Origin of the sequence: Microbacterium sp. WHRI 7836 (assembly GCF_040223885.2) — a bacterium.
Taxonomy (GTDB): domain Bacteria; phylum Actinomycetota; class Actinomycetes; order Actinomycetales; family Microbacteriaceae; genus Microbacterium; species Microbacterium oxydans.
In genome coordinates this window covers 1,815,097-1,837,482 of sequence record NZ_CP168171.1, presented here as the reverse complement: position 1 = coordinate 1,837,482, position 22,386 = coordinate 1,815,097, and the positions used below count along the sequence as shown (strand labels likewise).

20 protein-coding genes and 1 tRNA gene are annotated in these 22,386 nt (G+C 67.7%); 2 read left to right on the top strand and 19 right to left on the bottom strand.

From position 1 onward, the window contains the following. Nucleotides 1-52 precede the first annotated feature (52 nt). Nucleotides 53-1,729, bottom strand: a complete 1,677-nt coding sequence (locus tag ABRP18_RS08770) for a DUF885 domain-containing protein (protein WP_349884502.1) — start codon at nt 1,727-1,729, stop codon at nt 53-55. A gap of 41 nt (nt 1,730-1,770) precedes the next feature. Then, nucleotides 1,771-4,404, bottom strand: coding sequence for a DNA polymerase I (gene polA / locus ABRP18_RS08765; protein WP_179516028.1), 2,634 nt, complete (start codon nt 4,402-4,404; stop codon nt 1,771-1,773). Between the two features lie 45 nt (nt 4,405-4,449). Here polA and ABRP18_RS08760 point away from each other — a divergent pair, with 45 nt between their 5' ends. Continuing rightward, on the top strand, nt 4,450-4,878 hold the full coding sequence (locus ABRP18_RS08760; protein ID WP_349884501.1) for a hotdog fold thioesterase: 429 nt from the start codon (nt 4,450-4,452) through the stop codon (nt 4,876-4,878). Here ABRP18_RS08760 and ABRP18_RS08755 read toward each other — a convergent pair. Beyond that, nucleotides 4,853-5,428 carry a GNAT family N-acetyltransferase gene (locus tag ABRP18_RS08755; protein ID WP_113681967.1) on the bottom strand — a complete coding sequence of 192 codons (576 nt, stop codon included), beginning with the start codon at nt 5,426-5,428 and terminating at the stop codon, nt 4,853-4,855. The two genes, ABRP18_RS08760 and ABRP18_RS08755, sit on opposite strands and share 26 nt — an antisense overlap. Nucleotides 5,429-5,430: 2 nt before the next feature. Continuing rightward, on the bottom strand, nt 5,431-6,051 hold the full coding sequence (locus ABRP18_RS08750) for an ANTAR domain-containing response regulator (RefSeq protein WP_017830602.1): 621 nt from the start codon (nt 6,049-6,051) through the stop codon (nt 5,431-5,433). Between the two features lie 101 nt (nt 6,052-6,152). On the opposite strand from ABRP18_RS08750, the gene ABRP18_RS08745 reads away from it, so the two are divergent. Next, nucleotides 6,153-6,235, top strand: a tRNA-Leu gene (locus ABRP18_RS08745). Between the two features lie 51 nt (nt 6,236-6,286). Here the strand turns inward: ABRP18_RS08745 and ABRP18_RS08740 are convergent. The 15 genes from ABRP18_RS08740 to rpe form a co-directional block, all read right to left on the bottom strand. Beyond that, complete coding sequence (locus tag ABRP18_RS08740; RefSeq protein ID WP_349884500.1) at nt 6,287-6,943, bottom strand: alpha/beta hydrolase; 657 nt, start codon at nt 6,941-6,943, stop codon at nt 6,287-6,289. Nucleotides 6,944-7,052: 109 nt separating this feature from the next. After that, nucleotides 7,053-8,501, bottom strand: a complete 1,449-nt coding sequence (gene pyk, locus ABRP18_RS08735; RefSeq protein ID WP_193761818.1) for a pyruvate kinase — start codon at nt 8,499-8,501, stop codon at nt 7,053-7,055. Between the two features lie 58 nt (nt 8,502-8,559). After that, nucleotides 8,560-10,026 (bottom strand): glutamate synthase subunit beta, encoded by a 1,467-nt coding sequence (locus ABRP18_RS08730; RefSeq protein WP_046747120.1) that lies wholly within the window; start codon nt 10,024-10,026, stop codon nt 8,560-8,562. Further along, nucleotides 10,019-14,542, bottom strand: a complete 4,524-nt coding sequence (gltB, locus tag ABRP18_RS08725) for a glutamate synthase large subunit (RefSeq protein ID WP_349885347.1) — start codon at nt 14,540-14,542, stop codon at nt 10,019-10,021. Before gltB ends, ABRP18_RS08730 begins: the two co-directional genes overlap by 8 nt. 143 nt (nt 14,543-14,685) lie before the next feature. Then, the gene (gene lgt / locus ABRP18_RS08720; protein ID WP_113681970.1) at nt 14,686-15,711 is read right to left on the bottom strand and encodes a prolipoprotein diacylglyceryl transferase; all 1,026 of its coding nucleotides are present in this window, start codon (nt 15,709-15,711) and stop codon (nt 14,686-14,688) included. A 10-nt stretch (nt 15,712-15,721) separates the two neighbouring features. Next, nucleotides 15,722-16,525 carry a tryptophan synthase subunit alpha gene (gene trpA, locus ABRP18_RS08715; protein WP_046747123.1) on the bottom strand — a complete coding sequence of 268 codons (804 nt, stop codon included), beginning with the start codon at nt 16,523-16,525 and terminating at the stop codon, nt 15,722-15,724. Further along, on the bottom strand, nt 16,522-17,790 hold the full coding sequence (gene trpB / locus ABRP18_RS08710) for a tryptophan synthase subunit beta (protein ID WP_046747124.1): 1,269 nt from the start codon (nt 17,788-17,790) through the stop codon (nt 16,522-16,524). Before trpB ends, trpA begins: the two co-directional genes overlap by 4 nt. Further along, on the bottom strand, nt 17,790-18,560 hold the full coding sequence (trpC, locus tag ABRP18_RS08705; protein WP_171010952.1) for an indole-3-glycerol phosphate synthase TrpC: 771 nt from the start codon (nt 18,558-18,560) through the stop codon (nt 17,790-17,792). Before trpC ends, trpB begins: the two co-directional genes overlap by 1 nt. A 2-nt stretch (nt 18,561-18,562) precedes the next feature. Beyond that, nucleotides 18,563-18,793: an HGxxPAAW family protein gene (locus ABRP18_RS08700; protein WP_046747126.1), complete on the bottom strand. Its 231-nt coding sequence runs from the start codon at nt 18,791-18,793 to the stop codon at nt 18,563-18,565. A gap of 47 nt (nt 18,794-18,840) precedes the next feature. Then, nucleotides 18,841-19,428: a Trp biosynthesis-associated membrane protein gene (locus ABRP18_RS08695; RefSeq protein ID WP_113681972.1), complete on the bottom strand. Its 588-nt coding sequence runs from the start codon at nt 19,426-19,428 to the stop codon at nt 18,841-18,843. Beyond that, the gene (hisI, locus tag ABRP18_RS08690) at nt 19,425-19,805 is read right to left on the bottom strand and encodes a phosphoribosyl-AMP cyclohydrolase (protein ID WP_349884499.1); all 381 of its coding nucleotides are present in this window, start codon (nt 19,803-19,805) and stop codon (nt 19,425-19,427) included. The genes ABRP18_RS08695 and hisI overlap by 4 nt, the downstream gene beginning before the upstream one ends. After that, a complete protein-coding gene (hisF, locus tag ABRP18_RS08685; protein ID WP_349884498.1) occupies nt 19,802-20,563 on the bottom strand; it encodes an imidazole glycerol phosphate synthase subunit HisF in 762 nt (253 codons plus the stop codon). The genes hisI and hisF overlap by 4 nt, the downstream gene beginning before the upstream one ends. Continuing rightward, the gene (gene hisG / locus ABRP18_RS08680) at nt 20,563-21,405 is read right to left on the bottom strand and encodes an ATP phosphoribosyltransferase (protein WP_046747130.1); all 843 of its coding nucleotides are present in this window, start codon (nt 21,403-21,405) and stop codon (nt 20,563-20,565) included. The genes hisF and hisG overlap by 1 nt, the downstream gene beginning before the upstream one ends. Nucleotides 21,406-21,443: 38 nt before the next feature. Beyond that, the gene (locus tag ABRP18_RS08675; RefSeq protein ID WP_045265324.1) at nt 21,444-21,707 is read right to left on the bottom strand and encodes a phosphoribosyl-ATP diphosphatase; all 264 of its coding nucleotides are present in this window, start codon (nt 21,705-21,707) and stop codon (nt 21,444-21,446) included. Further along, entirely contained in the window at nt 21,704-22,384 is a 681-nt protein-coding gene (gene rpe, locus ABRP18_RS08670; RefSeq protein WP_046747131.1) for a ribulose-phosphate 3-epimerase, read from the bottom strand. Before rpe ends, ABRP18_RS08675 begins: the two co-directional genes overlap by 4 nt. Between the last annotated feature and the right edge of the window lie 2 nt (nt 22,385-22,386).

Genomic DNA, 22,386 nt, shown 5'->3' with positions numbered 1-22,386 from the left:
CATCCCTTCCTATTCAGATGAATGAACACGTGACCGTCCGGCCGCATTCCCGTCAGCGCGGGAGCAGAGCGGTGCGCAACGTGTCGAGCCCGACGCCGCCCATATCGAGCGCCCGCTTGTGGAAGTCCTTGAACGAGAAGGCATCGCCTTCCGCCGCGCGAACACCATCGCGGACCTGCTCCCAGATGCGCTGGCCCACCTTGTACGACGGCGCCTGTCCCGGCCAACCCAGGTAGCGGTTCACCTCGAACTGCACGAACTGATCCGACATGTTCACGTTCGCGCGCATGAAGTCCAGCGCGTACTCCGCGTCCCACACACCTGTGCCGTCGAGACGGGGCTTGCCGAGGTGCACGCCGATGTCGAGCACCACACGGGCCGCCCGCATGCGCTGACCGTCGAGCATGCCGAGTCGATCGGCGGGGTCGTCGAGGTAGCCGAGCTGCTCCATGAGGCGCTCGGCGTAGAGCGCCCAGCCTTCTGCATGGCCGGACGTGCCTGCGAGCAGACGGCGCCAGGAGTTGAGCTCTGCCCGATTGTAGACGGCCTGCGCGATCTGCAGGTGATGTCCGGGGACGCCCTCGTGGAACACCGTGGTGAGCTCGCGCCAGGTGTCGAACTCGGTGACGCCTTCGGGGACCGACCACCACATGCGACCGGGACGCGAGAAATCGTCCGTGGGCCCCGTGTAGTAGATGCCACCCTCCTGGGTGGGAGCGATCATGCACTCGAGTGTGCGGATCGCCTCGGGAATGTCGAAGTGCGAGGCGCCCAGTTCAGCGACGGCCCTGTCGCTCGTCTCCTGCATCCACTTCTGCAATGCGTCGGTGCCGACGAGCTTGCGTGCGGGATCGGCCTCGAGATGGGCGACGGCCTCCTCGACCGACGCACCAGGGAGGATCTCGTTCGCGATGGCGGTCTGCTCCGCCACCATGCGGGCGAGCTCTTCACGACCCCATTCGTACGTCTCGTCGAGGTCGATCGTCGCGCCGAGGAAACGGCGGGAGTTGAGGGCGTACAGCTCGCGGCCGACGGCGTCGACCTCGCCCGCGACGGGGGCGAGCTCCTCGGCGAGGAAGCGGCGGAGTTCGTCGTAGGCGACGCGTGCAGCTGCCGAGTTGTCCGCGAGCGTGCGTGCGAGGGAGGCCGGGAGCTGGCCCGCCTCCGGGTCGGCCTCGGCGACGAAGGCGGCGAAGAACCCGTCGTCGGCCGTGTAGCGGTCGATCTGTGTCGCGACCTCGACCACCTGACGACGCGCCGGCGTCACTCCCTCAGCGATCCCGGTGCGGAGCGTCTCGACGTATCCGCGGAGCGCATCCGGAACCGCGGCGAGACGGGTCGCGATCACGTCCCAGTCCTCGACGGTCGCAGTGGGCATCAGGTCGAAGGCGGCGCGCACGTCCTGCGCCGCCGAGGCGATGACGTTGAGGTCACGAAGGTGCCACTTGGCATCGTGGAGTTCGAGATCGAGGCGGAGCTCGGCGCTGAGATCGGTCTTCGTCACCTCGTCGATCGCGTCGACGGGCTCGAGTGCCGAGAGACGGTCGAGTGTCGCGCGGGTGGCTGCAGCGATCTCTTCGTGCCCCTGCGGGCTCAGGTCGCCGAAGCGGTCGTTCACCTCGTCGCGGCCGATGTACGTCCCGAGTGTGGGAGCCAGTACCGCGATCGTGTCGACCCATTCATCGGCGACGGCGTCGATGGCAGAGGGGGTGCGAGGAGCTGAAGTCATACCTTTCAGCCTAATCCCCGGCCCCCTCCCACCGCCGGAGGTCAGTGCGCGGCTTCGTTCCAATCGCGACCCCGACCGACCTGCACATCGAGCGGCACGGACAGCTCGGCAGCATCGCCCATCCGCGCGCGGACGATCCGCTCCGTGGCGTCCCACTCCCCCGGCGCGACCTCGACCACGAGTTCGTCGTGGATCTGCAACAGCACCCGCGAGGAGAGGTTCTCGGACCGGAGGTCGTCGTGGATGTGCAGCAGCGCGATCTTCATGATGTCGGCGGCACTGCCCTGGATCGGAGCGTTGAGGGCGGCCCGCTCGGCGTTCTCGCGGAGCACGCGGTTCGGACTCGCGAGGTCGGGGAACGGTCGACGGCGGCCGAAGATGGTCTCGGTGTAGCCGACCTCCTTCGCCTTCATCACGGATGCACGCAGGTAGTCGCGCACGGCGCCGAACCGCGCGAAGTACTCGATCATGAGCTGCTTGGCCTCGGACTGCTCGATGCGCAGCTGCTTGGAGAGGCCGAACGCGGAGAGCCCATAGACCAGACCGTAGGACATCGCCTTGACCTTGGTGCGCATCGCCGCCGTGACATCGCTCGGCTCGACACCGAACACGCGCGCTCCGACGAAACGGTGCAGGTCTTCCCCGCTGTTGAAGGCCTCGATCAGCCCCTCGTCGCCGGAGAGGTGCGCCATGATGCGCATCTCGATCTGGGAGTAGTCAGCGGTGAGCAGAGCCTCATACCCTTGGCCCACCTCGAAAGCACTGCGGATGCGGCGTGACTCCTCGGTGCGCACCGGGATGTTCTGCAGGTTCGGGTCGGTGCTCGAGAGCCGTCCGGTCTGGCTTCCCGTCTGCACGTACGTGGTGTGCACACGGTGGTCGTCTCCGATCGCCGAATCGAGCGACTCGATGATCTGGCGCAGCTTCGTGGCCTCACGGTGCTGCAGCAGCAGGCTCAGGAACGGATGCGGGTTGCTCTCCTGCAGATCGGCGAGCACCGCAGCGTCGGTCGAGTAGCCGGTCTTGGTCTTGCGGGTCTTCGGCAGCTGCAGGTCTTCGAACAGCACCTCCTGCAGCTGCTTGGGCGAGCCGAGGTTGAACTCGCGGCCGACGACGGAGAACGCCTCCTGTGCGAGGCCCTCCGCTCGGGCCGCGAGCTCACCCGAGAAGGTCGACAGCACGTCGTGCGACACGGCGACACCCGCGACCTCCATGTCGGCGAGGGTGAGCAGCGTGGGCAGCTCGATGTCGTCGAGGACCTTCGCGACCGACTCCGGGATGTCCTCGCGGAGAGCATCGGCAACTCGCAGAGCGAACCACGCCTCCTGAGACGGCGTCGCACCCTCGGTCTCGGGGACGAGCTGGGAAGGATCGGCCTCGGGGAGCTTCTCCCCCAGGTAGCGCTCGACGAGGTCGGAGAGGGTCTTGTCGGGGAAGCTCGGTCGCAGCAGCCAGCCGGCCAGACTCGTGTCGTATGCGAGCCCGCGAAGGCGGATGCCCTGGCGGATCAGCGCCTTCACCTGCGGCTTCGCGTCGTGGAGCACCTTCGGTGCGTCGGACTCCAACCATCCGCGCAGAGCGCCCGCGGCCTCATCCGACCAATCGGCTTCACGTACTTCGGTCAGCGTGGCAACACCGATGCGTACGGGGACACCGCCCTGGGTCGTGACGCGGAGCGCGACATCGCCTTCCTGCGCCGCAGCCCAACTCGCGAGGTCGGCCGCAGGCGCCTCGACGGGCACCGGGAGCACCACGACGGAGGCAGGGTCGTCAGCGACGTCGCCGGCACCGACGGCCTCGAACACCCGCGGCAGCAGGGTGCGGAACTCGAGACGGGCGAAGATGTCGCGCACGGCCTGCGCATCGATCGGTGCGACGGCGAGGTCAGCCGGGCCCACCGGAAGCTCGACGTCGGTGAGCAGACGGTTGAGCTTGCGGTTGCGACGGACGTCTTCGATGTGGTCGCGGAGGTTGCCTCCGACGACGCCCTTGATCTCGTCGGCGCGGGCGATCAGTTCATCGAGCGAGCCGAACTGCGTGAGCCATTTGACCGCCGTCTTCTCGCCGACCTTCGGCACGCCGGGCAGATTGTCGCTGGTCTCGCCCACGAGCGCGGCGATATCCGGGTACTGCTCGGGTCGCACCCCGTAACGCTCCTGAACGGTCGCCGGGTCGTAGCGCTTGAGTTGGGAGACCCCCTGCACCGACGGATACAGCAGCGTGACGTCTTCGTTGACGAGCTGGATGGTGTCGCGGTCCCCCGAGACGACGAGCACTTCGAAGCCCTGTTCGGCGCCTTGGGACGCGAGGGTGGCGAGGATGTCGTCCGCCTCGATCCCCTCCTTCGTCAGGACCGGGATGGACATGGCGGCGAGGCAGTCCTGCAGCAGCGGGATCTGCCCCTTGAACTCCTGCGGCGACTCGGACCGTGTGGCCTTGTACTCGGGGTACTCATCGGTGCGGAAGGAGTGCCGCGAGGTGTCGAAGGCGATCGCGAGATGCGTCGGCTTCTCCGCCTTGATGAGGTTGACCAGCATCGACAGGAACCCGTAGATGCCGTTCGTGTGCTGCTTGTCCTTGGTCGTGAAGTTGTCGACCGGGAGCGCGAAGAAGGCGCGGTAGGCGAGCGAGTGGCCGTCGACGACCATGAGGGTAGGCTTTGCGGAGTCCGTCACCCTGTCAGCCTAACGAGGACGACGGACACCCGCTGAGGAGGATGCATGGGCGATGTCGCGATGAGCGAGGGACTCGACTGGGCGACGGCCCGGGGAATGGGCGCCCTCGCCGAGAAGATGGGCATGGAGTTCGTCGAGTTCAGCGTCGAGCGCTGCGTCGCGACGATGCCGGTCGAGGGCAACACCCAGCCCGTCGGACTCATGCACGGCGGGGCCTACGTCGTGCTCGGAGAGTCACTCGGCTCGATGGCTGCCAATCTGCACGCCGGTGCCGGAAGGCTCGCTGTCGGGGTGGACATCAATGCGACACACACGCGGTCGGCGACCTCTGGTCTGGTCACCGGCGTCTGCACGCCCGTGCACCTGGGACGGAGCATCACGGTGCACGAGATCGTGGTGACTGACGATCTGGGTCGTCGTTGCTCGACCATCCGCATCACCAACATGATCAAGGACCTTCCCGCCGGGCGCTGAGCGGTTCCTCCAGCAGGCGCTGGAACAGCAGATGATCCTGCCACTCCCCCGCGATCAGGAGGTACTTCGGCGCCATCCCGATGCGCTCGAATCCGTTTCCGAGCAGCACCCGCTGCGAGCCGAGGTTGTGCAGCAACGTGGCCGCCTGGAGTCGGTGCAGCCGCAGCTCGGTGCGGGAGTGCTCGATCACCCTCGCGACCGCGCGGCTCGCGAGCCCACGGTGCACGCGCGTCGCATCCACCCAGTAACCGAGGTCTGCGCTCCAGAACGCCCCGCGGACGATGTTGTTGAGGTTCATCCGTCCGCGGATCTCACCATCGTCGGACTCGATCACGAAGCGGATGCCGCGTCCGGCCGATGCGTCGTCCACACAGTGCTGTGCATGCGCCTCCTGCGAGGCAGCGGTGAAGAACGCCTCCGAGCGCGTCGGCTCCCACGGCGCGAGATGCTCGCGGTTCGCCAGATACGCACGCGAAAGGGCGGCACCGTCGCCCAGGCGCACGGGCCTGAGGATGTGCTCGGAATCGAGCCGGAAGGATCCGGCGCTCACCGCTACTTCTTGGGAGCCAGCTGCTCGATGATCGCCTTCGCGACGTCCTGCATCGTGAGACGACGGTCCATGGAGGCCTTCTGGATCCAGCGGAAGGCCTCGGGCTCGCTCAGCCCCATCTTCTCGTTGAGCAGACCCTTGGCCCGGTCGACGAGCTTGCGGGTCTCGAAGCGCTCGACCATGTCGGCGACCTCTGCCTCGAGCGTGATGATCTGCTCGTGGCGGGCCAGCGCGATCTCGATCGCCGGAAGGAGGTCGTTCGGCGTGAACGGCTTCACGACGTAGGCGAGGGCGCCGGCCTCGCTGGCACGCTCGACGAGCTCCTTCTGGCTGAACGCCGTCAGGAGCACGACCGGGGCGATGTTGCCCTTGTGCAGCTTCTCGGCCGCGCTGATGCCGTCGAGCTGAGGCATCTTGACATCCATGATGACCAGGTCGGGGCGGAGCTCAGTGGCCAGAGCGACCGCGGTCTCCCCGTCACCGGCCTCGCCGACCACATCGAAGCCGTTGTCGCGGAGGATCTCGACGATGTCGAGACGGATCAGCGACTCATCTTCGGCGACGACGACGCGTCGGGGTGCGGATGACGTGGGCTGCTCAGCCTGCTCTTCTTGCTCTGTCACACACCCATCCTAGTGGAGTGCCCCTGTCTGCAGGCCTCAGGCGCTCGGCGCGGACGGTCGCGCCTCCTGCTCTGCGCTAAAGTCGTAGACGCGACACACGAGCCGGCGTGGCGGAATGGCAGACGCGGAGCACTCAAAATGCTTTGTCCGAAAGGGCGTGTGGGTTCGAGTCCCACCGCCGGCACCCAACATCGATCGAACGAACGCGCGAATTCCGGCACGGGCGACTGATCGACTATTCCGCGAGCACCGCGAGCTCCGCCAGAACGCGTGGATGCGCGAGGATCCGGAAGTGCCCGCCCGTATCGAGGCGCACGTTCTTGGCGCCGGCCAGTTCGCTGCCATCGGGGATATGAGGGTCGAACGCCGCGTACACCGAGACGATCCGCTCGTTCACCGTCACCTGCTGCGCCATATCCACGATCGACGGGTCGCGCGGTGAGAACGCACGAAGCGTTCTGGAGAGCATCAACCGCGCATAGCGCGACCCGCCGAACGGTGCGGCGATCGCGAGCATCGACCGCACGCGCGTGCCCGCCGGACCGGTCATCACGGTCTTCCCCGCAAGGCCGCCCTTGCTGTGCGCGACGAGGATCACGTCTTCGAGCCCGCGCTCCTCGAGGAACGCCGCCACGACCGCGGCCATCTCGGCCACAGGACGCTCATTCCGGTGGAGCGCCTCGACGATGTGCACCGGATGACCACGTTCATGCATCGCGACGACGAGCGGCTGCAGGAACCGCCAGGTCTCGTAGACGCCGGGGAGCACGACGATGTGTGCAGCATCTCCGGAGACGAAAGACGACGGATCGGTGCGGTCGAATGCCGCACGGACCTGCCAGTACCCCGCGTACGCGTAATCGGCTATCCACCATCGCGCGTTCCTCAGCACGCCGATGACGGCCTCCTTCGACGGCGATGCGTTTCCATGCCTGAAAGCTACCCGAAGCGGACGACAGAGGGGGCAGGACCGAAGTCCCACCCCCTCTGGATGACGTACGTCAGACGCCGGCCTTGTAGATCGGCGCGGCACCGCGGATCGCATCGCCGACCTTGTGCACGCGAAGGTCGTTCGTGGATCCGACGATTCCGGGAGGGGAACCGGAGATCACGACGACCTTGTCCCCTTCTTCTGCCAGACCGTTGCCGAGCAGATACTCATCGACCTGGTGGTACATCAGGTCGGTGTGCTGGACCATGTCGACCAGCGTCGAGCGGATACCCCACGTAAGCGCCATGCGGCGACGGATGCCGGGCTCCGGGGTGAAGGCGATCATCGGGATGCGCGAGCGCAGACGCGACAGGCGACGGGCGGAGTCACCGGACTGCGTGAAGACGCAGAGGAACTTCGCGTCGACGAACTCGGCGACCTCGAGCGCGGCGAGGGTGATCGCACCACCCTGCGTGCGGGGCTTGGTCGTGAGCGGCGCGATGCGCTCCAGGCCGTGCTCCTCAGTCGACTCGATGATGCGCGCCATGGTCTCGACCACGACGACCGGGTAGTCTCCCACGCTGGTCTCGCCCGAGAGCATCACAGCGTCGGCGCCGTCGAGCACGGCATTCGCGACGTCAGACGTCTCGGCGCGAGTCGGCACAGGGCTGTTGATCATCGACTCGAGCATCTGCGTCGCGACGATGACCGGCTTCGCCATGCGGCGGGCGATCTCGACGGCGCGCTTCTGCACGATCGGGACTGCCTCGAGCGGCAGCTCGACGCCCAGGTCGCCGCGGGCCACCATGATCGAGTCGAACGCGTCGATGATCTCCTCGAGCGCGTCGACCGCCTGCGGCTTCTCGACCTTGGCGATGACGGGGACGCGGACGCCCTCCTCCGCCATGATCTCGTGGACGCGGATGACATCGGCGGCGTTGCGCACGAAGGACAGCGCGATCAGGTCGGCGCCGATGCGCAGACCCCAACGGAGGTCCTCCTCGTCCTTCTCGCTCAGCGCGGGGACGTTCACGGCGACGCCGGGCAGGTTGATGCCCTTGTTGTTCGAGACCGCTCCGGCGACGATGACCTTGGTGGTGACCGTCACACCGTCGGTCTCGACGACCTCGACGCGGACCTTGCCGTCGTCGATGAGGAGGAAGTCACCGGGCTTGACGTCCTGCGGGAGCCCCTTGAACGTCGTTCCGGAGATCTCCTTGTTGCCGATGATGTCCTCGGTGGTGATCTTGAAGATGTCGCCCTTGGCGAGTTCGTACGGTCCGCCTTCGAACTTGCCGAGACGGATCTTCGGACCCTGCAGGTCGACGAGGATCGCGACGGGGCGACCAGCGTCCTCAGCGGCACGGCGCACGTTGGCGTAGTTGTTCTCGTGCACGGAGTAGTCACCGTGGCTGAGGTTCAGTCGGGCGACGTCCACGCCCGCATCGATCAGTGCGCGCACCGTCTCATAGGTGGAGGTGGCGGGGCCCAGGGTGGCGACGATTTTCGCGCGTCTCAAAGATTGCTCCAGGGTAGAAGTGGGGGATGGTGAATCAGGCGACGGTGCCGGCCTCAGCCTACGCGGGCTGGAGTCCGATCGCGACATCGCTCGGACGCACCGGCTCCGGGAGCACGGTGGTGCCCATCAGGAACCGGTCGACGTTGGCCGCGGCTGCACGCCCCTCGGCGATGGCCCACACGATGAGCGACTGTCCACGGCCGGCGTCGCCGGCGACGAACACTCCCGGCACCGTCGACTCGTAGGAGGAGTCGCGCCGGAACGCACCCCGATCGGTCACCTGGGGAAGCGTCTCCTCGGTGTAGCCGTCCTGCTCCGGTCCGGTGAAGCCCATGGCGATCAGGATGAGATCGGCCGGGATCTCCCGCTCGGTGCCGCTCTTGGGCACACGCCGACCGTCGACGAACTCCGTCTCCGCCACGCGCAGTGCACGGACCTCGCCGACGTCGTTGCCGAGGAACTCGACGGTGGAGGCGAGGAACACGCGCTCTCCGCCCTCTTCGTGAGCGGAGGAGACTTCGAACAGGGTCGGCATCATCGGCCACGGCTGGTGGTCGGGACGGGTGTCGCCCGGCTGCTTGCCGATCGCGAGGTTGGTGACGCTGAGAGCGCCCTGCCGGTGCGCGGTTCCGATGCAGTCCGCACCCGTGTCGCCACCGCCGATCACGATGACGTGCTTGCCCTCGGCGCTGATCTGATCCGTGACCTTGTCGCCCGCCACCGCGTGGTTCGACTCGACGAGGTACTCCATGGCGAAATGGACGCCGTCCAGGTCGCGGCCGGGGATCGCGAGGTCACGCGGAACCGTGGAGCCTGTGGCGATCACCACCGCGTCGTACCGGGCGCGCAGGTCCGGCCAGGAGATGTCCTTGCCGATCTCGACGCCGGCCCGGAAGCGGGTGCCCTCCTCCTGCATCTGGCGAAGGCGGGACTCGAGCTGCGTCTTCTCCATCTTGAAGTCGGGGATGCCGTAGCGCAGCAGTCCGCCGATGCGGTCGTCACGCTCGAAGACCGCGACGGTGTGCCCGGCGCGGGTGAGCTGCTGGGCAGCGGCAAGCCCCGCAGGACCGGAACCGACCACCGCGACCGTCTTGCCCGTCAGCCGCTCCGGCGGCTCCGGCTCGACCCAGCCCTTCGAGAAGGCCTCGTCGATGATCGAGACCTCGATCTGCTTGATCGTCACAGCCGGCTGGTTGATACCGAGCACGCACGAGCTCTCGCACGGCGCAGGGCAGAGCCGCCCCGTGAACTCCGGGAAGTTGTTCGTCGCGTGCAGGCGCTCGATCGCCGCGCGACCCTCGCCTCGCCACGTCAAGTCGTTCCACTCCGGGATCAGGTTGCCGAGCGGGCACCCCTGATGGCAGAACGGCACGCCGCAGTCCATGCAACGCCCTGCCTGACGGCGCAGGACCTGCTTGTCGCCGGGCTCATAGACCTCTTTCCAGTCCATGATGCGCACGGGAACGGGACGACGCGCGGGAAGCTCCCGCTCGGTCACCTTCAGAAAGCCTTTGGGGTCAGCCACCGGTCACCTCCAGGATGCGGTTCCACACGATGTCGCCGTCGGGGTCGATCCCCTCGGCCAGCGCCTCCTCGCGCATGCTCCGCACGGCGGCGAAGTCACGAGGGAGCACCTTCACGAACTCTGCGGCGGCCGCCTCGAAGTTCTCGAGAAGACCCGCGGCCCGCGGCGACGCGGTGCGCTCGACGTGCGCGACCAGCAGGCTCCGCAGCACTTCGAGATCCGCGCGGTCGAGCGACTCGAGGAGCAGCTCGCCGCTCCCGAGCGACTGCGCGTTCACCTTGCTGGTGTCGAGGGCGTGCACGTAGGCCACTCCCCCGGACATCCCCGCGCCGAAGTTCCGCCCGGTCGAGCCGAGGATCACCGCGAGCCCACCGGTCATGTACTCCAGAGCGTGGTCGCCCACGCCCTCGACCACGGCGGTCGCACCCGAGTTGCGGACGAGGAAACGCTCGCCGACGACGCCCGAGATGAACATCGTCCCCGATGTCGCGCCGTAGCCGATCACGTTGCCGGCGATCACGTTCTCGTGCGGCGCGATCTTGGAGCCTCGCGGCGGACGGATCGTGATGTCGCCGCCCGAGAGTCCCTTGCCGACGTAGTCGTTGGCATCGCCCTCGAGCCGCAGGACAATACCCGGCGGCAGGAACGCCCCGAGCGACTGACCGGCGGTGCCGTGCAGAGTCACGTCGATGGTGCCCTGCGGCAGACCGGCTGCTCCGTGCCGTGACGTCACCTGATGACCGAGCATGGTTCCGACCGCACGTTCGGTGTTGGCGATGGGCAGCTCGACCACGACGGGCTCGCCGTTGAGCAGAGCGCCCTTCGCGATGTCGATCAGCTTCACGTCGAAGTGCTTCTCGAGCTCGTGGTCCTGGGTGCGTGCGCTGCGACGCGGTTCGCCAGCCGGGAACACCGGGCCTTCCAGCACCGGAGTGAGGTCGAGCCCCTCGGCCTTCCAGTGCTCGACCGCGGCGTTGACCTCGATGAGGTCGGCACGGCCGACGATCTCGTCGATCGAGCGGTAGCCGAGTTCGGCGAGGAGCTCGCGCACCTCTTCGGCGATGAACTCCATGAAGTTCACGACGAACTCGGGCTTGCCCGTGAACCGCTCGCGCAGAACCGGATTCTGCGTGGCGACACCGACGGGGCATGTGTCCAGGTGGCAGACGCGCATCATGATGCAGCCGCTGACGACGAGCGGAGCGGTGGCGAAGCCGAACTCCTCCGCGCCGAGCAGCGCACCGATGATGACGTCGCGGCCGGTCTTGAGCTGGCCGTCGACCTGCACCACGACGCGATCCCGCATGCCGTTGAGCATGAGCGTCTGCTGCGTCTCCGCGAGGCCGAGCTCCCACGGTGTGCCCGCGTGCTTCAGCGAGTTCAACGGGCTCGCACCTGTCCCGCCGTCGTGACCCGAGACCAGGATCACGTCGCTCAGCGCCTTCGCGACACCGGCCGACACCGCGCCGATACCCGACTGGCTCACCAGCTTGGTGTGGATGCGGGCCTCGGGGTTCGCCCTCTTCAGGTCGAAGATCAGCTGCTTCAGGTCTTCGATCGAGTAGATGTCGTGATGCGGCGGCGGGGAGATCAGTCCCACACCGGCCGTGGCATGACGGGTACGCGCGACCCAGGGGTACACCTTGGTCGGCGGCAGCTGGCCTCCCTCGCCGGGCTTGGCACCCTGGGCGAGCTTGATCTGGATGTCGTCCGCCTCGGTGAGGTACAGGCTCGTCACCCCGAACCGCCCCGACGCGACCTGCTTGATCGAGCTGCGACGCTCGGGGTCGACCAGGCGGTCCGGATCCTCGCCGCCCTCACCGGTGTTCGACTTCGCGCCGATGCTGTTCATCGCGACGGCGAGCGTCTCGTGCGCCTCCTTGGAGATGGAGCCGTAGCTCATCGCCCCCGTGGAGAAGCGCTTGACGATGGCGGAGACGGGCTCCACCTCGTCCAGCGGCACGGGCTTGCGAGTGCCGGTGCGCAGCGTGAACAGTCCGCGCAGGGTCTTCAGCTCGGCGGCCTGCTCATCGACGAGCTTCGTGTACTCGCGGAAGATGTCGTAACGTCGCGTCCGCGTCGAGTGCTGCAGCTTGAACACCGTCTCCGGATTGAAAAGGTGCGGAGAGCCGTCGCGGCGCCACTGGTACTCGCCGCCCGTCCAGAGCCTCTCGTGCGCACGTGCTGCCGCATCCTCCGGATAGGCGTAGTCGTGGCGCGCCTGGTTCTCGGCGAAGGTCTCCTCGATGCCGATGCCGCCGAGCTTCGACTCGGTACGCGTGAAGTACGCGTCGATGAACTCCTGGCTGAGGCCGACCGCCTCGAACACCTGAGCACCGGCATAGGACGACACGGTGGAGATGCCCATCTTCGACATGATCTTCAACACGCCCTTGCCGAGCGCGTAGATCAGGTTCTTGACGGCCTTCTCGGTCGTGATACCCGTGATGTAGCCGGTGCGCACGAGGTGCTCTACCGTCTCCATCGCGAGGTACGGGTTGACGGCGGAGGCACCGTAGCCGATCAGGGTCGCGACATGATGCACTTCGCGGACGTCTCCGGCTTCGACGATGAGACCGACCTTCATGCGGTTCTCGCGCCGGATGAGGTGGTGGTGGATCGCCGAGACCATGAGCAGTGACGGGATCGGTGTCAGATCCTTGTTCGAGTCACGGTCCGACAGGATGATGAACTCGGCACCGTTCTCGATGGCCTCGTCGACCTCGGCGCACATCTCGGTGAGCCGGTCGGCGAGCGTCTGAGGGCCGGCGTCGAAGTGGTAGAGGCCGCGGATCGTCGCGCTCGATCGACCGGGCATGGCCTTGTCGATGTGGCGGATCTTCGCGAGCTCGTCGTTGTCGATCACCGGGAAGTCCAGAGACACCGTACGCGTGTGCTCCGGCCCCCAGGTGAGCAGGTTGCTCTCCGGCCCGAGGCCCAGCTTGAGGCTCGTGACGACCTCTTCGCGGATCGAGTCGAGCGGCGGGTTGGTCACCTGGGCGAACTGCTGGGTGAAGTAGTCGAACAGCAACCGCGGACGCTTGCTGAGCACGGCGATCGGCGTGTCAGAGCCCATCGCGCCGAGCGGCTCGACACCGGTCTGACCCATCGGCGTGAGGAGGATGCGGACCTCTTCCTCGGTGTAGCCGAAGGTCCGCTGACGACGGGTGATCGACGCCGGCGGGTGCACGATGTGCTCACGCTCGGGAAGCTCGGCAAGACGCACGGCGCCGGCGTCGAGCCACTCCTGCCACGGGTGCATCGTGGCGAGATCGTGCTTGAGCTCGCTGTCCTCGATGATCCGACGCTGCGACGTGTCGACCAGGAACATCTTGCCCGGCTGCAGGCGGCCGCGACGCTTGATGCGCTCCGGTTCGAACTGGAGAACGCCGGTCTCGGATCCGATGACGACCAGTCCGTCGGTCGTCTCCGTCCAACGTCCAGGACGCAGTCCGTTGCGGTCGAGCGTCGCGCCGACGAGGGTCCCGTCCGTGAAGATGAGAGCGGCCGGTCCGTCCCACGGCTCCATCTGGTTGGAGTGGTACTCGTAGAACGAGCGCAGCTCCGGAGAGATGTCGGCCTGCTTCTCGTAGGCCTCCGGCACCATCATCATGATCGCGTGCGGCAGGCTGCGCCCGGTCAGCGTGAGCAGCTCGAGCACCTCGTCGAACGAGGCGGAGTCGCTGGCGCCGTCGGTGCAGATGGGAAGCAGCGGCGTGATGTCGCCGAGGAGCTCGGATTCCAGCTGCGATTGGCGGGCGCGCATCCAGTTGCGGTTGCCGCCGACGGTGTTGATCTCGCCGTTGTGGGCGAGCATGCGCAGCGGCTGCGCGAGCGGCCACGACGGGAAGGTGTTCGTGGAGTAGCGGGAGTGCACCACGGCGAGCTCCGAGGCGAAGCGCTCGTCCTGCAGGTCGGGATAGAACGGCTCGAGCTGCAGGGTGGTGACCATGCCCTTGTACCCGAGGGTGCGGGCGGAGAGCGAGACGAAGTAGGCACCGAGTTCGTGACCGGCGCGCTTGCGCAGACGGTAGGCGACGCGGTCGAGCGCGATCCCCGTGAGGGGCGCATCGGAGTGCGTCGCTCCGCCCGCGCTGACGAAGAGCTGCTCGAACGCGGGACGCGCCTCATCGGCGAGCTTGCCGAGGTTCTCGTTGGCCGTGGGCACCTCACGCCAGCCGAGGACGCGAAGCCCCTCGGAACGGGCGATCTTCTCGATGCCGGCCTTCTGCTGGCGGCGCTCGCTGGAATCGCGAGGCAAGAACGCCAGTCCTGCGGCGTACTCCCCTACCGGCGGCAGTTCGAACCCGACCACGGCGCGGAGGAACGCATCGGGCATCTGCGTCAGGATGCCGGCGCCGTCCCCGGTGCCCGCATCCGAGCCGATGGCTCCGCGGTGCTCCAGGTTGCGCAGGGCCTCGAGGGCCAACGCGATGATGTCATGCCCGGCTTCGCCGCGCAGGGTCGCGACCATGGCGAGGCCGCAGGCGTCCTTCTCGAACGCCGGGTTGTACATGCCCTGCTTCGGGGGGTATGCGCCGGAGGCGCCGTAAGGGGGCTGGAAGTACACCAGTTACCGTCCTCAGATCTTCGAGTGAAACCCGGGGACGACGTCGGCCCGCTCGTTCAGTGCAATGGTTCTCCCGCTACGAGGCGGCGTTATCGAGAGCCGCCCTCGCTCGTGGGAGCAGTGCTTGTGGCGGTGGCTCCTGCGGTGACTTCTTCGGCCGGAGGCTCGCTCACGTCTACGAAGTCAGAGGTATTGTCCTGCGATTGTACAACAGCGTCCGGGTCGGTCCGTTCGCGACCGGGCTGGTACGGCGACGGCTCCAGTCCGGGGTGACGACGCGTCTGCACGATGAGGATCGCGACACCGATGAGCACGCCGATGATGGCCGCGAGGACGTTGCTGCGCAGGCCCAGGATGATCTCGCTCGGATCGATGCGGATCGACTCCCAGAGGATGCGACCGGCGCTGTACCAGATCAGGTAGATCGCGAAGAGGCGACCCCACTGGAAGAAGAGCTTGCGACCGAGCCACAGCAGGACGATGACGCCGAGACCGTTCCAGATCACCTCGTACAGGAAGGTGGGATGGAACAGCGTGCCCTCGGGAAGTCCCGGGGGGAAGGCCGAGTTGGTGGACGGGATCTCCAGACCCCAGGGCAGATCGGTGGGAAGCCCGAAGAGTTCGTTGTTGAACCAGTTGCCGAAGCGACCCATGGCCTGTGCCAGCAGCAGACCGGGTGCCAGCGCGTCGGCGAACGTCCAGAAGCGGATGCCTGTCCAGCGGCACCCGAGGTACGCGCCGATGGCACCGCCGATGAGCGCGCCGAAGATCGCGATGCCGCCCTCCCAGATGGCCCAGACGGAGCCTGGCTGGAACGGGTTCCAGGTGTTGATACCCTCGCCGAAGTAGTCGTTCGGGTGGGTGAGCACGTGGAAGATGCGCGCGCCGATGATCGCCAGCGGCACGGCAAGGATCGAGATGTCGATCACGACCCACGGCTCCGCTCCACGCTTGGTGAGGCGGTGGTTGGTCAGGAACGTCGCGGCGATGATGCCGGCGATGATGCACAGCGCGTAGAAGTGGATCCGGATCGGCCCGAGGTCGAAATACGAGACCGTGGGGCTCGGGATGCTGGCGAGCACGTTCGTGAAGGTGCTGTGGAGCGCGAGTGACATGAGTGCGATTCTAGTTCTCGTGATCGGGGCGTGCCGACGAAGTGCCGGAGGCCAGGTTTCGGGTGACTTCTGCGAGGGCCGGTACTCCGCCGTCACGCAGAGCGCGGACGAGCGCTGTGCCGACGATGGCGCCGTCGGCGTACTCGGAGACTCCGGCGATCTGCTCGGCGGTGGAGATGCCGATTCCGACGCAGGCGCGGTGAGCTCCGTGCGCCCGCAGGCGCCCGACGAGGGTGCGGGCAGCGCGGTCGAGTTCGGCGCGCTCCCCCGTGATGCCCATCGTCGAGACCGTGTACACGAACCCCGTGGAGGACTTCACCACCAGGTCGAGTCGTTCATCGGAGGAGGTCGGCGCCGCCAGGAACACCCGGTCGAGGCCGGTCCGCTCGCTGGCTGCGATCCACTCCCCTGCCGCGTCCGGCGTGATGTCCGGCGTGATGAGCCCGGCACCGCCCGCGGCGAGCAGGTCATCCGCGTAGCGATCGATGCCGTACTGCAGAACAGGGTTCCAGTAGGTCATCACGAGCACGGGGACATCGGTGGCCGCCGTGATGGCGCGGATCGCCGTGAAGAGGTCGGCCATCCGGAAACCCGCAGCCAGAGCCTTGGTGGTCGCCTCCTGGATGATCGCGCCGTCCATCACCGGGTCGCTGTACGGCGGTCCCAGCTCGATGATGTCGACGCCGTTCTCGGCCAGGGCGATGGCTGCCTGGATGCTCGTCTCGAGATCGGGGAAGCCGACGGGCAGGTACCCGACGAAGGCGCTGCGGCCGGCGTCCTGCGCACGCTGGATGGCTTGTTCGACGCGGCTCACAGCTGCGGTTCCCCCTTCGCGATGCGTTCTTCCTCTTCGCTCTCCTGCTCGACGTCGTGGGCCAGCGCGGCCTCGTCGTAGAGCTGGAAGTAGCGGGCCGCGGTGTCCATGTCCTTGTCGCCGCGACCGGACAGGCAGACGGCGATCAAGCCGTCGGGACCGAGCTCGCGACCGATGCGCAGTGCCCCGGCGAGGGCGTGTGCCGATTCGATGGCGGGGATGATCCCCTCGGTCCGGCTGAGCAGACGCAACGCCTGCATCGCCTCGTCGTCGGTCGCCGGGATGTACTCGGCGCGACCGATGTCGGCGAGCCAGGAGTGCTCGGGGCCGACACCGGGGTAGTCGAGACCGGCCGAGATGGAGTGGGACTCGATCGTCTGGCCGTCGGCATCCTGGAGGACGTAGGTCTTCGCACCGTGGAGCACGCCAGGGCGGCCGCGCTCGATCGATGCCGCGTGCTTCTCGGTGTCGACGCCGTCGCCGGCGGCCTCGACCCCATAGAGTCGGACACCCTCGTCGTCGAGGAACGCGTCGAACATGCCGATCGCATTGGAGCCGCCGCCGACGCACGCCATCACCGCATCGGGAAGCCGTCCCACTTCGTCGAGCAGCTGCGCGCGGGCCTCTTCGCCGATGATCTTCTGGAAGTCGCGGACCATCGCCGGGAACGGGTGCGGACCCGCCGCCGTGCCGAAGATGTAGTTGGTGGTCTCCACCGAAGCGACCCAGTCGCGATAGGCGTCGTTGATCGCGTCCTTGAGCGTGCGCGAGCCGGAGGTCACCGGGACCACCTCGGCGCCGAGGAGGCGCATGCGAGCCACGTTGAGCGCCTGCCGTTCGGTGTCGACCTCGCCCATGTAGATGGTGCAGTCCAGACCGAACAGCGCTGCCGCCGTCGCCGTCGCCACGCCGTGCTGTCCGGCACCGGTCTCCGCGATCACGCGGGTCTTGCCGAGACGCTTGGTGAGCAGAGCCTGGCCGAGCACGTTGTTGATCTTGTGGGACCCGGTGTGGTTGAGGTCTTCGCGCTTGAGGAAGATGCGCGCACCGCCGGCATGTTCGGCGAATCTCGGGACCTCGGTGATCGCGGAGGGGCGCCCGGCATAGGAGCTGAGCAGATGCGCGAGCTCGTCGCGGAACGACGGGTCGACGATCGCGGCCTCGTAGGCCACCGTGAGCTCATCGATCGCCGCGATGAGCGACTCGGGCATGTACCGCCCGCCGAACTCGCCGAAGAAGGGGCCGTGCTGGTCGCGCAGGCTCATCATGCCTCCAGGAAACTCTTGAGGGTGGCGACGGGGTCGCCGGTCACGAGCGCCTCGCCGATCAGCACGACGTCGGCACCCGCGGAACGGTAGTGCACGACGTCAGCGGGAGTGAGCACCGCCGACTCCGCGATCTTGACCGCCGTGTCGGGGATGCGCTCGACCAGGCGCCCGAACAGGTCACGATCGAGTTCGAGGGTCTTCAGGTCCCGCGCGTTGACGCCGATCAGGGGGGCGCCGAGGTCGACCGCGGCTTCGAGCTCGTCAGCGGAATGCGTCTCGACGAGCGGCGTCATGCCCAGCTCGCCGATGAAGCCGAAGAGATCACGCAGCACGTCGGGCTCGAGGCCGGCGACGATGAGCAGCACGAGATCGGCGCCGGCTGCACGCGCCTCGAGCACCTGGTAGCGGGACGCGATGAAGTCCTTGCGCAGCACGGGGAGCGAGACCCGCGCCGTGACCGCCTCGAGGTCGGCGAGGCTGCCACCGAAACGACGCTCCTCCGTGAGCACGCTGATCGCGGACGCACCGCCCGTCTCATACAGCGATGCCTGAAGAGCCGGGTCGGGGATGTCGGCGAGTGCGCCTCTCGAGGGACTCGCACGCTTGACCTCGGCGATGATCTTCACGCGATCCGCAGGGGCGAGGAACGAGAGTGCGTCCTTCGCTGCGGGACGGGCGAGAGCGTCTCGCTCGAGGGCGGCCAGCGGTCGCGACAGGGCGCGACGCTCGGCGTCTGCGACAGCGCCGGCCGTCAGGTCGGCGAGCACCATTAGTGCGCCTTCGGAGCGTACTTCGGACCCTTCACGCCGTAACCGGCCTTTGCCAGCGCCCAGCCGACGATCGCGCCGATCGGGACGAGGGCCACCGAGGCGATGACGAGGACGGGCTGCTCGAAGCAGAACGCGACCGTGGCGGCGGCGAAGCCGACCAGCATGATGACCACAGCGGTCCAAGCGGCAGGCGAGTGTCCGTGGCCGGGATCGGCGATCGGGTTGGTCATGTTCTCCTCCGGGGGACGACGTGCGGTTCGGATTCAGTCTATCGGGGTCAGCGTGTCGGATCGGTTCCCCGGGACAGCTCGTCCCAGGAATCGACGGCATCGACGGGCCCGTCGTGCGGGACATCGACGCGGTCGGTGCGGTATCGGCGTCCACCGGCCTTCCACCCGCGCCACGTCGTGAGGACCACGACCGAGGCCGCCAGCAGGATCGCCCAGCCCACGAGCGCGATGTACGGCCAGGCCGAAGGCACGATGCTCGCGACCACCTCATGGACCGCCATACCTCCCGCCAATCCGGTCACCTCGGTCACGGTGGCCCCGACGGCGTCGAAGGGTTCGGAGAGCAGCAGCTGGAGAGTCGACCAACCGAGGAACACGGCTGTCGCCGCCGCGAGCACGCCGAACACGAGGCGCACCGGCTTGCCCGCGATCGACAGCGCGGCGCCGAGAGCGAGCACAGCCAGGCTGAGCGGGGCGAGAAGCACCAGGGCGGACGCCCCGGGGACCAGGATCGCCTCGCCCGCGTCGGCGCGCTCCACGGTCAGCCAGGTCTGAGTCGACGAGATGATGCCGATCGCCCCGGCGAGAAGGAAGCCGGAGACGGACAGCGCGCGACCGCGTTTCGCGAGGCTCATGAGCGATCCGTTCCGGTGACGGCCTCGAGGTCGTTCGTGTCGAAGCAGGTGCGCGTGCCGGTGTGGCAGGCGGGGCCGGTCTGGGCCACGAGGAGCAGGATCGCATCGCCGTCGCAGTCCAGACGCGCCTCGTGCACGACCTGGATGTGTCCGGACGTGTCGCCCTTGCGCCAGTACTCCCGGCGGGACCGGGACCAGTAGGTCGCCCGTCCGGAGGTCAGGGTGCGTCGCAGCGCCTCGGCGTCGACCCAGGCGAGCATCAGCACCTCGCGCGTGTCCCACTGCTGCACGATGACCGGCGCGAGCCCGTCGGCGTTGAAGGCGACCTGCGCGATGCGCTCGTCGACGGATGCCGTCTGTGCTTCCGCGTCGCTCATCGGACGAGAACCCCCTCCGCGCGAAGCGCGTCCTTGACGTCGCCGACCGTGAGCGCGCCGGTGTGGAACACACTGGCCGCGAGCACGGCGTCGCCACCGGCTTTGATGGCGGGCGCGAAGTCCGATGCCTTTCCGGCACCGCCCGACGCGATGACGGGCACGGACGCCGCCTCCCGCATCAGGCGCACGAGCTCCAGGTCGAAGCCGTCTCTGGTGCCGTCCGCATCGATCGAGTTGACGAGAAGCTCGCCCGCTCCGCGCTCCGCCGCCTCCCGCGCCCAGTCGAGGGCATCGAGAGTGGTCTGCGTGCGGCCGCCGTGCGTGGTGACGACGAAGCCCGAGTGGGTCGTGGGCGCGCGCTTCACGTCGAGCGAGAGCACGAGCACCTGCGCACCGAAGCGGTCGGCGATCTCGCCGATGAGCTCCGGGCGCGCGATGGCCGCCGAGTTCACGCCGACCTTGTCCGCGCCGACCGACAGCAGGCGCGCCACGTCGTCGACGCTGCGCACTCCCCCGCCGACGGTGAGCGGCACGAACACCTGCTCCGCCGTCCGCTGCACGACGTCATACGTCGTGGCGCGGGCGTCGACCGTCGCGGTGACATCGAGGAAGGTGATCTCGTCCGCACCCTGCGCCGCGTAGTGCCTGGCGAGCTCGACGGGGTCGCCCATGTCCCGCAGGTTCTCGAAGTTCACCCCTTTGACGACGCGCCCATCGGCGACGTCGAGACACGGGATGACACGGCTCGCGAGCGTCATCAGAGCCTCGCGTTGTGGATCGCGGTGACGAGGATGGCCCGTGCACCCAGCGCGTAGAGAGCGTCCATCACGGGGTTGACCCGGGAACGAGCCACCATGACGCGCACGGCCACCCACTCGGGGTCACGCAGCGGCGAGACCGTCGGCGACTCCACGCCCCCGGCGATCTTCACGGCGTCATCGAGGAGGGCGACCGGAAGGTCGTAATCGATCATGACGAAGCGTCGAGCGACCATCACACCGCGCAGGCGGCGAAGCAGCGTGTCCGCGCCCTCGGCGTCGACGGGTCCGGCGATGAGCACCGCTTCCGACTCCAGGATGACGGGGCCGAACACCTCGAGCCCGGCCTGACGCAGCGTCGTGCCGGTCTCGACGACATCGGCGACGGCGTCGGCGACCCCGAGGCGGACCGCGGACTCCACGGCGCCGTCGAGGGGCACCAGGTCGACGGCGATGTCACGCTCGTCGAGGAACGCGTCAACGAGGCCGGGGTACGACGTCGCGATGCGGAGCCCGTCGAGCTCGCTCACATCGGTGTAGCGTCCGGTCGGCGCGGCGAAGCGGAAAGTCGAGCCGGCGAAGCCGAGAGCTTCGATCTCGCGCGCACCGGGCATGCGTGCATCGAGCAGCAGGTCACGACCGGTGATGCCGACGTCGATCGCGCCGGAGCCGACATAGGTGGCGATGTCCTTGGGACGGAGGAAGAAGAACTCGACGTCGTTGTCGGCGTCGATGACGTGCAGGGTCTTGGGGTCTCGACGGCCGGCGTAGCCCGCCTCGGCGAGCATGTCGGCGGCGGTCTCGGAGAGCGAGCCCTTGTTGGGAACAGCGATGCGCAGCATGGATGGCTTTCAGTTCGAGGGGATCGGAACGGAGCGCATCACAGATGTCGATAGACGTCCTGCAGGCTGAGCCCCTTCGCGAGCATCATCACCTGGACGTGGTACAGCAGCTGGGAGATCTCCTCGGCGGCGGCCTCGTCGGACTCGTACTCCGACGCCATCCACACCTCGGCGGCCTCTTCCACGATCTTCTTGCCGATCGTGTGCACGCCGCCGTCGAGCTCGGCGACGGTGCCCGATCCGGCAGGGCGGGTCTCGGCCTTGACGCTGAGCTCGGCGAACAGCTCGTCGAAAGTCTTCACGCTTCCAGGCTAGCGGCTCGGGCGAGGTCTCTCAGCCGGGTGACGGCCGCCTCGATGTCGTCAGCCCCGTAGACGGCCGAGCCCGCGACGAATGTATCGGCGCCCGCGGAGGAGGCGATCTCGATCGTGCGGTCCGAGATGCCGCCGTCGACCTGGAGCCAGACACGGGAGCCGCGCCGACGGGCTTCTTCCGCGAGAGCGCGCAGCTTCGGCATCGTCTCCGGCATGAAGCTCTGCCCGCCGAAGCCGGGCTCCACGGTCATCACGAGGATCTGGTCGAACTCGTCGAGGACCTCGAAGAGCGATTCAACAGGTGTCGCCGGCTTCACCGCGACCCCGGCTCGAGAACCGATATCACGAAGACGACGGGCGAGAGCGACGGGCTCATCGGCGGCCTCGAGGTGGAAAGTCACGCTCGCGGCGCCGATCTCGGCATACTCGGGCGCCCACCGCTCGGGGTCCGTGATCATCAGGTGCACGTCGAGCGGGATCGGGCTGGTGGCCTGGATGCGTTCCACCATCTGCGGCCCGAACGTCAGGTTGGGCACGAAGTGGTTGTCCATCACGTCGACGTGCGCGAAGTCGGCGGTCGCGATCTTGGCGAGATCCGCCTGCATGTTCACGAAGTCGGCGGCGAGGATACTCGGGTTTATGCGCGGGGCGCGAGGGAGTTCCACAG